14 protein-coding genes, 1 tRNA gene and 1 pseudogene are annotated in these 12,700 nt (G+C 59.5%); 11 read left to right on the top strand and 5 right to left on the bottom strand.

Annotated elements, in window-relative coordinates; genetic code table 11:
* Positions 1 to 35 precede the first annotated feature (35 nt).
* Positions 36 to 929 (bottom strand): bestrophin family protein, encoded by an 894-nt coding sequence (locus tag V6093_RS13530; RefSeq protein WP_012051235.1) that lies wholly within the window; start codon positions 927 to 929, stop codon positions 36 to 38.
* 223 nt (positions 930 to 1,152) lie between these two features.
* Between V6093_RS13530 and V6093_RS13525 the strand changes: the two genes are divergently transcribed.
* Both V6093_RS13525 and V6093_RS13520 read left to right on the top strand, forming a co-directional pair.
* Positions 1,153 to 1,446, top strand: coding sequence for a type II toxin-antitoxin system RelE/ParE family toxin (locus V6093_RS13525; RefSeq protein WP_406669823.1), 294 nt, complete (start codon positions 1,153 to 1,155; stop codon positions 1,444 to 1,446).
* On the top strand, positions 1,443 to 1,739 hold the full coding sequence (locus tag V6093_RS13520) for an addiction module antidote protein (protein WP_004576347.1): 297 nt from the start codon (positions 1,443 to 1,445) through the stop codon (positions 1,737 to 1,739). Before V6093_RS13525 ends, V6093_RS13520 begins: the two co-directional genes overlap by 4 nt.
* Before the next feature lie 10 nt (positions 1,740 to 1,749).
* Here the strand turns inward: V6093_RS13520 and V6093_RS13515 are convergent, their stop codons facing one another.
* Positions 1,750 to 2,229, bottom strand: coding sequence for a GNAT family N-acetyltransferase (locus V6093_RS13515; RefSeq protein ID WP_336094140.1), 480 nt, complete (start codon positions 2,227 to 2,229; stop codon positions 1,750 to 1,752).
* Between the two features lie 108 nt (positions 2,230 to 2,337).
* The gene (locus V6093_RS13510) at positions 2,338 to 2,985 is read right to left on the bottom strand and encodes a trypsin-like peptidase domain-containing protein (protein WP_047603279.1); all 648 of its coding nucleotides are present in this window, start codon (positions 2,983 to 2,985) and stop codon (positions 2,338 to 2,340) included.
* A 342-nt stretch (positions 2,986 to 3,327) separates the two neighbouring features.
* Here V6093_RS13510 and V6093_RS13505 point away from each other — a divergent pair, with 342 nt between their 5' ends.
* Positions 3,328 to 3,750 (top strand): VOC family protein, encoded by a 423-nt coding sequence (locus V6093_RS13505; protein ID WP_047603280.1) that lies wholly within the window; start codon positions 3,328 to 3,330, stop codon positions 3,748 to 3,750.
* A 15-nt stretch (positions 3,751 to 3,765) separates the two neighbouring features.
* Here the strand turns inward: V6093_RS13505 and V6093_RS13500 are convergent.
* Positions 3,766 to 3,876: pseudogene (locus V6093_RS13500) on the bottom strand (effector protein); the annotation flags it as partial.
* A gap of 426 nt (positions 3,877 to 4,302) precedes the next feature.
* On the opposite strand from V6093_RS13500, the gene V6093_RS13495 reads away from it, so the two are divergent.
* On the top strand, positions 4,303 to 5,718 hold the full coding sequence (locus tag V6093_RS13495) for an FAD-binding oxidoreductase (protein WP_041166846.1): 1,416 nt from the start codon (positions 4,303 to 4,305) through the stop codon (positions 5,716 to 5,718).
* A 79-nt stretch (positions 5,719 to 5,797) separates the two neighbouring features.
* Entirely contained in the window at positions 5,798 to 6,295 is a 498-nt protein-coding gene (locus V6093_RS13490; RefSeq protein WP_047603282.1) for a RidA family protein, read from the top strand.
* A 73-nt stretch (positions 6,296 to 6,368) separates the two neighbouring features.
* On the opposite strand, the gene V6093_RS13485 is transcribed toward V6093_RS13490, so the two are convergent.
* Positions 6,369 to 6,453: transfer RNA gene (locus V6093_RS13485), tRNA-Leu, on the bottom strand.
* A 105-nt stretch (positions 6,454 to 6,558) separates the two neighbouring features.
* Here V6093_RS13485 and queA point away from each other — a divergent pair.
* The 6 genes from queA to V6093_RS13455 all read left to right on the top strand — a co-directional run bounded on the left by queA (position 6,559) and on the right by V6093_RS13455 (position 12,625).
* Positions 6,559 to 7,608, top strand: a complete 1,050-nt coding sequence (gene queA / locus V6093_RS13480; RefSeq protein WP_004576301.1) for a tRNA preQ1(34) S-adenosylmethionine ribosyltransferase-isomerase QueA — start codon at positions 6,559 to 6,561, stop codon at positions 7,606 to 7,608.
* A 14-nt stretch (positions 7,609 to 7,622) separates the two neighbouring features.
* Positions 7,623 to 8,738, top strand: a complete 1,116-nt coding sequence (gene tgt / locus V6093_RS13475) for a tRNA guanosine(34) transglycosylase Tgt (protein WP_003248558.1) — start codon at positions 7,623 to 7,625, stop codon at positions 8,736 to 8,738.
* A gap of 42 nt (positions 8,739 to 8,780) precedes the next feature.
* Positions 8,781 to 9,116 carry a preprotein translocase subunit YajC gene (gene yajC, locus V6093_RS13470; protein ID WP_003248556.1) on the top strand — a complete coding sequence of 112 codons (336 nt, stop codon included), beginning with the start codon at positions 8,781 to 8,783 and terminating at the stop codon, positions 9,114 to 9,116.
* 63 nt (positions 9,117 to 9,179) lie between these two features.
* Entirely contained in the window at positions 9,180 to 11,042 is a 1,863-nt protein-coding gene (gene secD / locus V6093_RS13465) for a protein translocase subunit SecD (protein WP_010952061.1), read from the top strand.
* A gap of 10 nt (positions 11,043 to 11,052) precedes the next feature.
* Positions 11,053 to 11,961 (top strand): protein translocase subunit SecF, encoded by a 909-nt coding sequence (secF, locus tag V6093_RS13460; RefSeq protein ID WP_003248552.1) that lies wholly within the window; start codon positions 11,053 to 11,055, stop codon positions 11,959 to 11,961.
* Positions 11,962 to 12,082: 121 nt separating this feature from the next.
* A complete protein-coding gene (locus V6093_RS13455) occupies positions 12,083 to 12,625 on the top strand; it encodes a glycine zipper 2TM domain-containing protein (protein ID WP_003248550.1) in 543 nt (180 codons plus the stop codon).
* Positions 12,626 to 12,700: the final 75 nt, after the last annotated feature.

Here is a 12,700-nt window from a genome sequence, read left to right as displayed (position 1 = left end):
GGAAAGCCCGGGCTGCAAAGCAGCCCCGACATCTCTCAGGCGTCTACAGCCTCGGCACACTGCGCCTCCCGCTGCATCGACTCCAGGTTACGCTCGATCGTCTCGCATATGGTATCCATCTGGATCTGATGCTCGCTGAACCTGAACGGGCTCTGCAAGTCCGTGCCGATCCGCTCGATGGCCAGCAACATGAACCCTACCACCGTCGACGCCAGCGGCGTGAACCAGCCCAACGACTCCACCAGCCCCACCGGCACGATCAGGCAGAACAGGGTGATGAACAGCCGTGGGAAATACACATAGGGGTAGGGCAGTGGCGTATTGGCAATCCGCTCCATGCCGCCCTGGGCGTTAGACAGGTCTACCAGCGTCGACTCCAGCCGCGCCAGGCGAATGCTGTCCAGTCGCCCGGCCTGGTATTCCCGCGCCAGCAAGGCTGCCGAGCCGCCGAGAATGTCATTGGCGAAATTGTTCGAGCGGTTGCGCCGTTCGAACTCACCTGGCGGGATGAAGGCCATCAGCTCCTCCGGGCAGGGCTCACCTTTCAGGTGCGCCGCCAGGCAGTTCACATAGGCGATATGCCGGCGCAGCAGGGTGGCCTTGACCGGGTTCAGGCCGTCATCCGGGTCATCGATCAGCGTCAGCGTCTGCCGGGCGAAGCTGCGCGAACTGTTCACCAGCGCGCCCCACAGGGTGCGAGCCTCCCACCAGCGGTTGTAGGCGCTGCTGTTGCGAAAACTTACCAGCACCACCAAGGCTGAGCCCAGCAGGGTCAGCGGGATCAGTGGCAGGGTGAACTTGCTGTTCAAGAACAGCATGAAATCGATGGTGACCAGCACATCCCAGATCAGCAGCCAGAACAGCGACCAACCGATATAGCCGATGGTCTTCACCACCAGGCGGTACTTGCGGGCGATGACGTCTTTCACGCGGGGGTACCTCGAAACGCGGGGGATGCAGGATGGGACGCCGAGGCTCGTCGAAGGTTCGAGGGTTGAATGTTGCAAGGGATTTTGTAGCTGAAACGAAGGGAAAACTCCGACCAGCCTATCAGATGTGCCTGAATTCCTGATTCAGCTCAAAAACGACAGAGTGGGTCGCTTCAATCCTTGAATGGGTGTATCCATAAGGATACGATTGGATGACCACTTGATGTTTCTCGTTGAACAGACGGAAAGCTTTGCCGCTTGGTTATCGAGCTTGAGAGATTTGAGGGCCAGGCTGGCGATAGGTCGTAGGCTGGAGCGAGCAGCGGCGGGCAATCTTGGTGACTTCAAGTGGCTTGGAGGCGGTATTGGTGAGCTTCGCATCGACGTAACTGCCGGTTATCGCGTCTATTTCACGCAAAAGGGGCAGAGGTTGGTTTTACTGCTGGTCGGCGGCGACAAGTCCACCCAAGCCGCCGACATCCTCAAAGCCAGAAAGCTGCTGAAGGAGATGAAATGAGCGAAAAATTGATCCCGTTTGATATGGCAGCCTTGTTGAGCAGCGATGAGGCAATCAGTGAATACCTTAGCCAGGTGCTATCAAATGGCGATACCGAGGAAATCATTCGAGCACTTGGCCATATCGCTCGTGCACGGGGCATGACACATATTGCTACGGAGAGTGGGCTGGGTAGAGAAAGCCTGTACAAGGCGCTGAGCCCTGGCGCGAAGCCTCGTTTTGACACTGTATTGAGGGTCATTCGTGCTCTGGGGGTGGACCTTCTCGTTCAGCCACATGCAATGACCCGCTGATCCAGCTCGGTTAAGTCAGTATTTGCTTCATCTGCACCAACGCTACCCGCGTGCCGTTCCACGCCTGCCGCTCCTCGATGCCGAACGGCATGAAACCCAGTTGTGGATAAAGCAGCAAGCCTGCGGTGTTGTGATTGAAGCATGACACCCAGACCTCCCGGGCGCTGTACTGCTGGCGGGCGAGGTCGATCATTGCCGTTACCAGATAACGCGCTACACCAAGGCCGCGGGCGCTGGGGGCCACCACTACGTTGCCCAGGGCACATAGGCCGCCATGTTCGGCTTTGTAGAAATTGGCGAAGGCCAGGACAGCGCCGTTATCTTCCACTACCGTGGAGCCGCTGCGTTGGGCTATGGCGTCGCTCAGCTGGTTGGGGGTGAGGGGGTAGGTGGCTTTGGGGAACATGTAGAACAGTTCGTCCGGGCTCTGCGGGAAGCTGCAGATAACGGGGATGTCTTCAGGCCGGATGGGACGATGGGTCAGGTGCATGGCAGGTCCTTCTCGCGTTGGCTGGCAGGGCCTCTTCGCGGGTAAACCCGCGAAGAGGCCATCAGCCTCACATCATAGGCCGCTTTCCATCCAACACCGCACCCCGATTCACGGCTTGGCGGCCACCGCCACGTAGCCTTTGACCGCAGCCGGCGCCCTCGGCTTGGCCTTGTGCGCCAGCAGGTACTGATAGCGTCGCCATTCCTTGTCGATTTCGCTGAACGACATGAACACGCTGATACGGTCCTTGCCGACCAGGTCCGGGCGCTTGCCCGCATCGATCTCGTTGGTGGGAATGATGGCCACGTTGATGCCCACCACCTTGCCGTCATCGGCAAACACCGGCCCACCCGACATGCCTTTGGTGATCGGGCCGTCATGCACCGAGTAGAAAACACTGCCAGGCGTACCTTCAAGCCGTACCAGTGACGGCAGGGCATGGCCCTTGCCCTGCATCGGCATCATGAAACTGTTGAAACCCACCGCCGTCACGGCTTCCCCTGGCACGTACTGGCGCCAGTGCGGCACGCTGCTGGCTTTGTGCTTGAAGAACACTACGTCACCGAGGCCCTCGTGGACCACGTTGCGCAGGAAGGGGGTGTGTTTGGCGGTCACAGCGTAATCCTCGTTCCACTGGATGGCGCTGGCCATCAGCAACATCGGCAGAGGGGCACCAGAAGTGACCACGAAAGCCTGACTGTAGACGGGATCTGAAACGTACGACGTTGGCACTCCATTGCACCCACTGAGCAGCATCATTGCCGCCATGCAGGGCGCGATTGTTTTCATGTGTCACACAGGGCGTGGAAAAATGGGAACGCAACTATGGCTAAGTGCCATTACGCTAGCAATACTTTCGGCATATATCCGACGAATGACAGCTTAAGTGTTAGTCATGACGGCGGCCAATAGAATGCAGGTATGGCTACAGGTCCCAGAGCCATTAGGGCGGCGTCAAAGTGAAGGGATTTTTTTCGGGCGAATCTGAGGGGTGTGAACTGCATTGAGCTGCATTGGGCGACCACACTGACAAGCTACCTTTTTCAGGGCGACCTGTTCATAGTTGCCAGTCGACTTACCCTGAAAGGAATCAGAACATTGTTTAAGCTAAATCCCCTTGTGCCGGAGCTGATTGTTTCTGATCTACCTCGCAGCCTGGCATTTTACTGCGGCGTACTCGGCTTCAAGATTGAATACGACCGGCCAGAAGAGCATTTTGCCTTTCTGTCTTTTGGTGGCAGCCAGCTGATGCTGGAGCAGGACTGGCAGAGTGAGTCACCCTGGCGGGTCGGCCCGCTGGAGCCGCCGTATGGTCGAGGCATCAACCTGTCGATCAAATGCGCTGATGCACTGGCCTTGGTCGCGTCGCTGGGGGTTGCGGGGCATAGCATCAGAAAGCCGATTGAAGAGTGTTGGTACCGCCAGGGCGGCATGCTGGTCGGCCAGCGCAATTTCCTGGTGCAGGATCCGGACGGCTACTTGCTTCGGTTTGCTGAAGATCTCGGCGTGAAGAGCGCCTGAGCCACGGGCGGACACACGAAAAATTGACCCCAGGTTGCGCTCGATGGTCTCGCAACGGGTTTCCATCTGGATCTGGTGCTCACTGAACCTGAACAGGCTCTGCTAATCCGTGCCGATCCGCTCCATGCCACCCTATGCATTGGACAGATCTACCACCGTCGGATCCTGACGCCTTTGTCCACACTGAATATGTGGCAATGAAGTGTTGCCACATAACGCTATGCGCCCACACAGTTACTGAATCCGCAGTGCTTATTGCCCCCGCGCACTTTCGGAACTAAGCCAGCATCTTCGCCCGAACTAACTTCCCTCTTTCGAGTGTTGAGTGTCGCCATATCAACTATTTATGTCACTTGCGCGATAGTTTCAAAATGGCTGAACTAAGTATTTGCCCACAGCGCTTTTTCCCGAAGCGGGTCATCAACAAAATAGCCGCCCTTCAATTTTAAACATCAGCCTGACGCGGTGGCCGAAGGTTGACCGCAGCGGCTGGCGGCCGGGTAGGTGGCTCGCCGCCTGAGCCCACACCGATTACCAGGAAAGGAAAGTGTCATGGGAATGACGAGGCGTAAATTTTTGATCGGCGGCGGCGTCGTGGCTATTGCAGGTGGCGCAGGCATTCTGACCCCCTTGCTGACCCGCGAAGGCAGGTTGATCCCCGGCAAACCGCGGTTTGGCTTTGTAGAAGGTAGCGAAGGTGCGCTTCCCAAACAGGCAGACGTCGTCGTTGTTGGCGCTGGTATTCTGGGGCTCATGACCGCAATCAATCTTGTCGAGCGTGGCCTCTCGGTAGTCGTCGTTGAAAAAGGTGATATTGCCGGCGAGCAGTCATGCAGGTTCTATGGTCAGGTCATGACCTACAAGATGCCTGATGCGACGTTCCAGTTGCACCATCTTGCCAAACAACGGTGGCGCGAGATGAATGCCAAAGTGGGTGCAGATACCAGCTATCGCACACAGGGCCGGGTCGAAGTTCCTTTCGATGAAGAAGACCTGGAAAACGTCAGAAAGTGGATCGATGTCAAAAGCCGGGAAGTAGCAGCGGACAACCCCTTCAAGACTCGGATCATTCAGGGGAATGAACTCGAACAGCGGCTGCGCGGTGCATCCTCGAGCTGGAAAATTGCAGGTTTCGAGGAAGACTCCGGTAGCCTGGACGCTGAGCGCGCATCGTTTGTCATGGCGGAGTACGCCAAGAAAATGGGTGTGCGCATCTACACCCACTGCGCCGCAAGGGGCCTGGAAACCCAGGCGGGCGTCATCTCCGATGTGGTGACCGAGAAGGGCGCCATCAGGACTTCTCGCGTGGTCGTGGCAGGCGGCGCCTGGTCCAGGCTGTTCATGCAGAACCTGGGCGTCGATGTGCCTACCTTGCCGGCCTACCAGTCCCAGCAAATCATCAGCGCGGCACCCCGTGCACCGGGGGGCAACGTTGCATTGCCAGGGAATATCTACTTCCGCGAGCAGGCCGACGGTACATACGCCACCTCGCCGCGCGTCGTCGTTGCCCCGGTGGTCAAAGAATCGTTCATGTATGGTTATAAATACCTGCCATTGCTGGCCATCCCCGACTTCCCGGTGCACATCTCACTCAACAAGCAACTGATCGATTCGTTCACTCAGCCCACCCAGTGGAGGCTGGACGAGGTATCGCCCTTCGAGAAAAACAGGCTGATGACGGCGGCCCCGGATATTCCAGAGCTGGATGCATCTCTGGAAAAGCTCAAAGTCGAGTTCCCTGCCTTCAAAGATGCGAAGTTGATCGATCAGTGGAGCGGTGCCATGGCCATCGCCCCGGATGAGAACCCGATCATTTCGCAGGTCAACGAGTACCCAGGCCTGGTCATCAACACCGCGACCGGTTGGGGTATGACGGAAAGCCCGGTGTCGTCCGAGCTGACGGCAGACCTGCTGCTTGGAAAGGCGCCGGTGCTGGACCCGAAACCCTTCAGTTTGTATCGATTCTAAGTACGCATACCGCAATGGAATGACCCGTACACGCATAAACGGTGCGTGTACATTCTTGTGTAACCATCAGGAGAGAAATATGAAATGCGCTTTCAAGACCGTTGCTGCATTGGCGTTGGGAATAGCCGGTGTTGGCAGCGTTCATGCACAAGATATCGTGCGCCATGGCGCAGGTAGTTTCCCTATCTCGTCGGCTGTAGAGATTCCTGCCGGGAAGTCAGTCGTCTATCTGAGCGGTTCCGTCCCGTCGGTGATCCATCCCGATGCGCCCAAGGATTCGCTGGAAGCCTACGGTGATACCAAGGCACAAACCATCAATGTGCTTGAAAGCATCCAGCAGCAGCTGAAAACACTGGGTCTTGGCCTGACTGACGTGGTGAAGATGCAGGTATTCCTGGTGGGTGGGCCGGAGAACGGCGGCAAGATGGATTTCGAAGGTTTCATGGCTGGCTACACCCAGTTCTTTGGGCCAGCCGCCAAGCAGCCGGTGCTACCTGCGCGCTCGGCGTTCCAGATTGCAGGCCTGGCGCACCCTGCCTGGCGGGTTGAGATCGAAGTGACAGCGGTTCGTCCCTGAGAGGGCCTTGGCCCAGCCCGACAAAATCGTCGGGCACAAAAAAACCGACCGTAAGGTCGGTTTTTTCCGGATTTGGTGCCCCGAGGGAGACTCGAACTCCCACTCCTTTCGAAAACGGATTTTGAATCCGCCGCGTCTACCAATTCCGCCATCAGGGCGTGGCGCGCAGTATAAAGAGGTGCCGCTGGTCGGTCAATCGGCTTTCATGGTCAATTTTCACACATTGGGCTAAACTTCCCGGCCCTGCCGAACCGAACATCATCATGCGCGTCGCCGATTTTTCCTTCGAACTCCCTGATTCCCTGATCGCCCGCCACCCGTTGGCCGAGCGCCATGGCAGCCGTCTGCTGGTGCTCGATGGGCCTACCGGCGCGCTGGCGCACCGGCAATTCCCCGACTTGCTCGACTATCTGCGCCCCGGCGACTTGATGGTGTTCAACAACACCCGAGTGATCCCGGCGCGGTTGTTCGGCCAGAAAGCCTCCGGCGGCAAGCTGGAGGTACTGGTCGAACGCGTGCTCGACAGCCACCGGGTGCTGGCCCATGTGCGCGCCAGCAAGGCGCCCAAGGTTGGCGCGGTCATCCTCATCGATGGCGGTGGCGAGGCCGAAATGGTCGCGCGCCATGACACGCTGTTCGAACTTCGCTTCACCGAAGAGGTGCTGCCGTTGCTCGACCGTGTCGGCCACATGCCGCTGCCGCCCTATATCGACCGCCCGGACGAGGGCGCCGACCGTGAGCGCTACCAGACCGTGTACGCCCAGCGCGCCGGCGCGGTTGCCGCGCCTACCGCAGGCCTGCACTTCGACGAGGCGCTGCTGGAAAAGATCGCCGACAAGGGCGTCGAGCGCGCCTTCGTCACCCTGCATGTGGGCGCCGGCACCTTCCAGCCGGTGCGGGTCGACAAGATCGAAGACCACCACATGCATAAAGAGTGGCTCGAAGTGGGCCAGGATGTGGTCGATGCCATCGAGGCCTGCCGGGCCCGTGGTGGTCGGGTGATCGCGGTTGGCACCACCAGTGTGCGTTCGCTGGAAAGCGCCGCGCGTGATGGCGTGCTCAAGGCCTTCAGTGGCGACACCGACATCTTCATCTACCCGGGCCGGCCGTTCCATGTGGTCGATGCCCTGGTCACCAACTTCCATCTGCCGGAGTCCACGCTGCTGATGCTGGTCTCGGCTTTCGCCGGCTACCCCGAGACCATGGCTGCCTACGCAGCGGCGGTCGAGCATGGGTACCGCTTCTTCAGTTACGGTGATGCCATGTTCATCACCCGCAATCCGGCGCCACGCGGGCCCGAGGATCAAGCATGAGTCGCACCTGTCGAATGTCCTTCGAACTGCTGGCCACCGACGGCAAGGCCCGTCGGGGTCGCATCACCTTCCCACGTGGCACCGTGGAAACCCCGGCATTCATGCCAGTGGGGACCTATGGCACGGTCAAGGGCATGCTGCCACGCGACATCGAGGCCATCGGCGCCGAGATGATCCTCGGCAACACCTTCCACCTGTGGCTGCGTCCGGGCACCGAGGTGATCAAGAAGCACAACGGCCTGCACGATTTCATGCAGTGGAAAGGCCCGATCCTCACCGACTCCGGTGGTTTCCAGGTATTCAGCCTGGGTGCCATGCGCAAGATCAAGGAAGAGGGCGTGACCTTCGCTTCGCCGGTCGATGGTTCCAAGGTGTTCATGGGCCCGGAAGAGTCGATGCAGGTTCAGCGTGACCTGGGGTCGGACGTGGTAATGATCTTCGACGAGTGCACCCCGTACCCGGCCGAGCACGATGTGGCACGCACTTCCATGGAGCTGTCGCTGCGCTGGGCCCAGCGCTCGAAGAACGCCCATGCCGACAACACCGCAGCGCTGTTCGGCATTGTTCAGGGTGGCATGTACCAGGACCTGCGCATGCGCTCGCTGGAAGGCCTGGAAAACATCGGTTTCGACGGCCTGGCCATTGGCGGCCTGTCGGTGGGCGAGCCCAAGCACGAAATGATCAAGGTGCTGGATTACCTGCCGGACCAGATGCCTGCTGACAAACCTCGTTACCTTATGGGGGTAGGCAAACCGGAAGATCTCGTTGAGGGTGTGCGCCGCGGCGTCGACATGTTCGACTGCGTGATGCCGACGCGTAACGCGCGCAACGGTCATCTGTTCGTTGATACAGGGGTGATCAAGATCCGCAATGCGTTCCATCGTCACGATGAATCGCCGCTGGATCCGACCTGTGACTGCTATACCTGCACCAACTTCTCGCGCGCCTATCTCCATCATCTGGACAAATGCGGCGAAATGCTGAGCAGCATGCTGAATACCATCCACAACTTGCGCCATTATCAGCGCTTGATGGCCGGTTTACGCGAGGCTATTCAACAGGGTAAATTGGCCGCCTTTGTCGACGCCTTCTACGCCAAGCGCGGGCTTCCTGTACCGCCCTTGGACTGACTGTCCGCATCCATTATTAGAAAATTACATTAGGAGTGCCCAATGAGCTTCTTCATCCCCGCCGCATACGCGGACGCTGCAGCACCTGCCGCTGGCCCAGCCGGTACCGGCTTCGAGTGGATTTTCCTGGTCGGTTTCCTGGTCATCTTCTACCTGATGATCTGGCGCCCGCAGGCCAAGCGCGCGAAAGAGCAGAAGAACCTGCTGAGCAACTTGCAGAAAGGTGACGAAGTTGTCACCAACGGCGGCATCGCCGGCAAGATCGTCAAGGTTTCCGATGACTTCGTGGTGCTGGAAGTGTCCGACACTGTCGAGCTGAAGTTCCAGAAGGGTGCCATTGCTGCGACCCTGCCAAAAGGTACGCTCAAGGCTATCTGAGTTACCGGTTTTATTTTCCAGTCGGGGCGCGCAACGCGCCCCGCGTCTTGAACGGGCGGCGTGATGCTGAACAAATATCCTCTGTGGAAATATGCACTGATCGTGCTGGTACTGGTGGTCGGTTTCATTTATTCCGCTCCCAACCTCTACCCGGATGACCCGGCGGTACAGATCAGCGGTGCCAGCTCGGCGCTGCAGGTGAATCAGGCCGACCTTGATCGCGTCAGCAAGGCGCTGGTCGATGCCAAGATCGCTGTCAAGGGCGCAAGCCTGGGTGAAAAGGGCAGCGGGCTGATCCGCCTGACCAATCAGGAAGACCAGCTGCCAGCCAAGGATGTAGTGCGCAAGGCACTGGGCGATGATTACGTCGTGGCCCTGAACCTGGCCCAGACTACCCCGCAATGGCTGCGCAACCTGGGCGCAAGCCCGATGAAACTGGGCCTGGACCTGTCTGGTGGTGTGCACTTCCTGCTGGAAGTGGACATGGACAAGGCCATGACTGCCCGCATGAAAGTCTACGAAGGCGAGGTCAAGACCTTGCTGCGCAAAGAGCGCGTCCGCTACCGCAGCCTGCCTCAGCAGGATGGCGGCATCATGCTGGGCTTCGCTGACGATGCCACCCGCGAACAGGCACGTGCCCTGATCCGCAAGAATTTCAATGATTTCGACCTGACCACCACCGATCGCAACGAGCTTGCGGTGCTGCGTCTGGCGCTGACCCAGGCGAAAGTCGCCGAGATCCGCGAATACTCGATCAAGCAGAACCTCACCACCGTGCGCAACCGCGTGAACGAGCTGGGTGTGGCAGAGCCTCTGGTACAGCGCCAGGGCGCCAACCGTATCGTGGTCGAGCTGCCAGGCGTGCAGGACACTGCCGAAGCCAAGCGTATCCTTGGTAAAACGGCCAACCTGGAGTTCCGCTTCGGTGCCGAACCGGGTGCATCCAAGGCCACTACCGAGGTGTTCGAGTTCCGTGAGGGCGGCCGCTCCGCCGCAGTCGAGCGGGGCCTGATCATCACGGGTGACCAGGTTACCGACGCCCAGGCCAGCTTCGACGAGCATGGCCGCCCGCAGGTGAACATTCGCCTGGATGGCCACGGTGGCGAGCTGATGAGCCGTGCTACCCGTAGCAACGTCGGCCGTAGCATGGCGGTGATCTTCATCGAGCAGAAGCCGGTTACCCGCTACGTCAAGCAAGCCGTCGGCGGCGTCGAGAAGGACGTTGCCGTGCAAAGCTTCGTCGAAGAGAAAAAAATCATCAGCCTGGCGACCATCCAGTCGCCGCTTGGTAGCCAGTTCCGCATCACCGGCTTGAATGGCCAGGGCGAATCGTCCGAGCTGGCCCTGCTGCTGCGTGCCGGTGGTCTGGCTGCACCGATGTACTTCGCTGAAGAACGTACCATTGGCCCAAGCCTGGGTGCTGACAACATCACCAAGGGTATCGATGCCTCGCTGTGGGGCATGCTGTTCGTCTCGCTGTTCATCATCGCCATCTACCGCGCCTTCGGTGTGCTGGCCACCATCGCCCTGGCGGGCAACATGGTGCTGCTGCTGGCGTTGATGTCGCTGCTGGGGGCGACCCTGACCCTGCCGGGTATTGCCGGCATCGTGTTGACCATGGGTATGGCGGTGGACGCCAACGTGCTGATCTTCTCGCGTATTCGCGAAGAGATCGCGGCTGGCATGTCGGTGCAGCGCGCTATCCACGAAGGCTTCAATCGCGCCTACTCGGCAATCGTCGACGCCAACCTGACCACCCTGTTGGTCGGCGGCATCCTGTTTGCCATGGGTACCGGCCCGGTCAAAGGCTTTGCGGTCACCATGTCCCTCGGGATTTTCACCTCGATGTTCACCGCCGTCATGGTGACCCGTGCATTGGTCAACCTGACCTGTGGCGGGCGTGACATCAAGAAGCTGTGGGTTTGAGGGAGCTGCGATGAAAACCATCAATTTCATGGGCGTGCGCAATGTCGCGTTCGCCGTCACCGTGCTCCTCACCGTGTTGGCGCTGTTCAGCTGGTGGCAAAAGGGCCTGAACTTCGGGCTGGACTTCACCGGGGGTACGCTGATCGAGCTGACCTACGAGCGTCCTGCCGACCTCAAGGCGGTGCGTGCCGAGCTGGTCAACTCCGGCTTCCACGAGGCGGTGGTGCAGAGCTTCGGCGCCACCACCGACCTGCTGGTGCGCATGCCGGGCGATGACCCGCAGTTGGGCAACAAGGTAGCTGCCGCGCTGCAGAAGGCAGGCGGTGACAACCCGGCCACGGTCAAGCGTGTCGAGTTCGTCGGCCCGCAGGTCGGTGAAGAGCTGCGCGACCAGGGCGGCATGGGCATGCTCCTGGCCCTGGGTGGTATCCTCATCTACCTGGCCTTCCGCTTCCAGTGGAAGTTCGCCGTGGGCGCGATCATCTCGCTGATCCACGACGTGGTGGTAACGCTGGGTATCCTGTCGTTCTTCCAGATCACCTTCGACCTGACGGTGCTGGCGGCGGTCCTGGCGATCATCGGTTACTCGCTGAACGACACCATTGTTGTGTTCGACCGGGTACGCGAGAACTTCCGCGTCATGCGCAAGGCCTCGCTGATCGAGAACATCAACATTTCCACCACCCAGACCCTGCTGCGTACCGTCGCCACTTCGGTTTCGACCTTGCTGGCCATTGCTGCGCTGCTGTTCTTCGGGGGTGACAACCTGTTCGGTTTCTCGCTCGCCCTGTTCATTGGTGTCATGGCCGGTACCTACTCGTCGATCTATATCGCCAACGTGGTGCTGATCTGGCTGAACCTGAACAGCGAAGACCTGATCCCGCCGACCAAGGCCGAGGGTGTGGATGATCGTCCGTAAGGGCTAGTCCATCACCGCCTGGCGGTGTAAAAGGCGCGAGTATTGAACTCGCGCCTTTTTTTTTGCTCCAAGGCTGGGAGAAGCGCGGGTTGATACCCGCTGGTACGATCAGGAGGTCCACGTGAACAAATCAATGCTGGTGGGTGCGGTACTGGGTGCTGTCGGTGTGACTGCCGGAGGTGCTGTCGCGACCTACAGCTTGGTCAACAAGGGGCCTGAGTATGCCCAGGTCACCGACGTGCAGCCGATCAAGCAACAGGTGAAAACCCCGCGCGAAGTGTGCAAGGACGTTACCGTTACGCGCCAGGCGCCGGTCAAGGACCAGCATCAGATCGCCGGCACCGTCGTGGGTGCGCTGGCCGGTGGCTTGCTGGGTAACCAGATCGGTGGTGGCACCGGCAAGAAGATTGCCACGGTGGCCGGTGCGGTCGGTGGTGGTTATGCCGGTAACAAGGTGCAGGAAGGCATGCAGGAGCGTGATACCTACACAACCACGCAAACTCGCTGCAACACGGTCAACGACATCAGCGAGAAGGTGGTGGGCTACAACGTGACCTATTCCATCGGTGATCAGGTAGGCAAGGTGAAGATGGATCGCGAGCCGGGATCGACCATTCCGCTGGACAAGAATGGCAAGTTGATCCTGAGCGAAGCGGGTCAGTAATTTGCGTGGCCTGTGCCGGCCTCTTCGCGGGTAAACCCGCTCCTACATGGAACGCATTGTCCCTGTAGGAGCGGG

The sequence above is a fragment of the Pseudomonas putida group bacterium ESBL64 genome, from assembly GCF_045277175.1.
GTDB lineage: Bacteria > Pseudomonadota > Gammaproteobacteria > Pseudomonadales > Pseudomonadaceae > Aquipseudomonas > Aquipseudomonas alloputida.
This window is presented reverse-complemented; position numbering and strand designations above follow the sequence as displayed.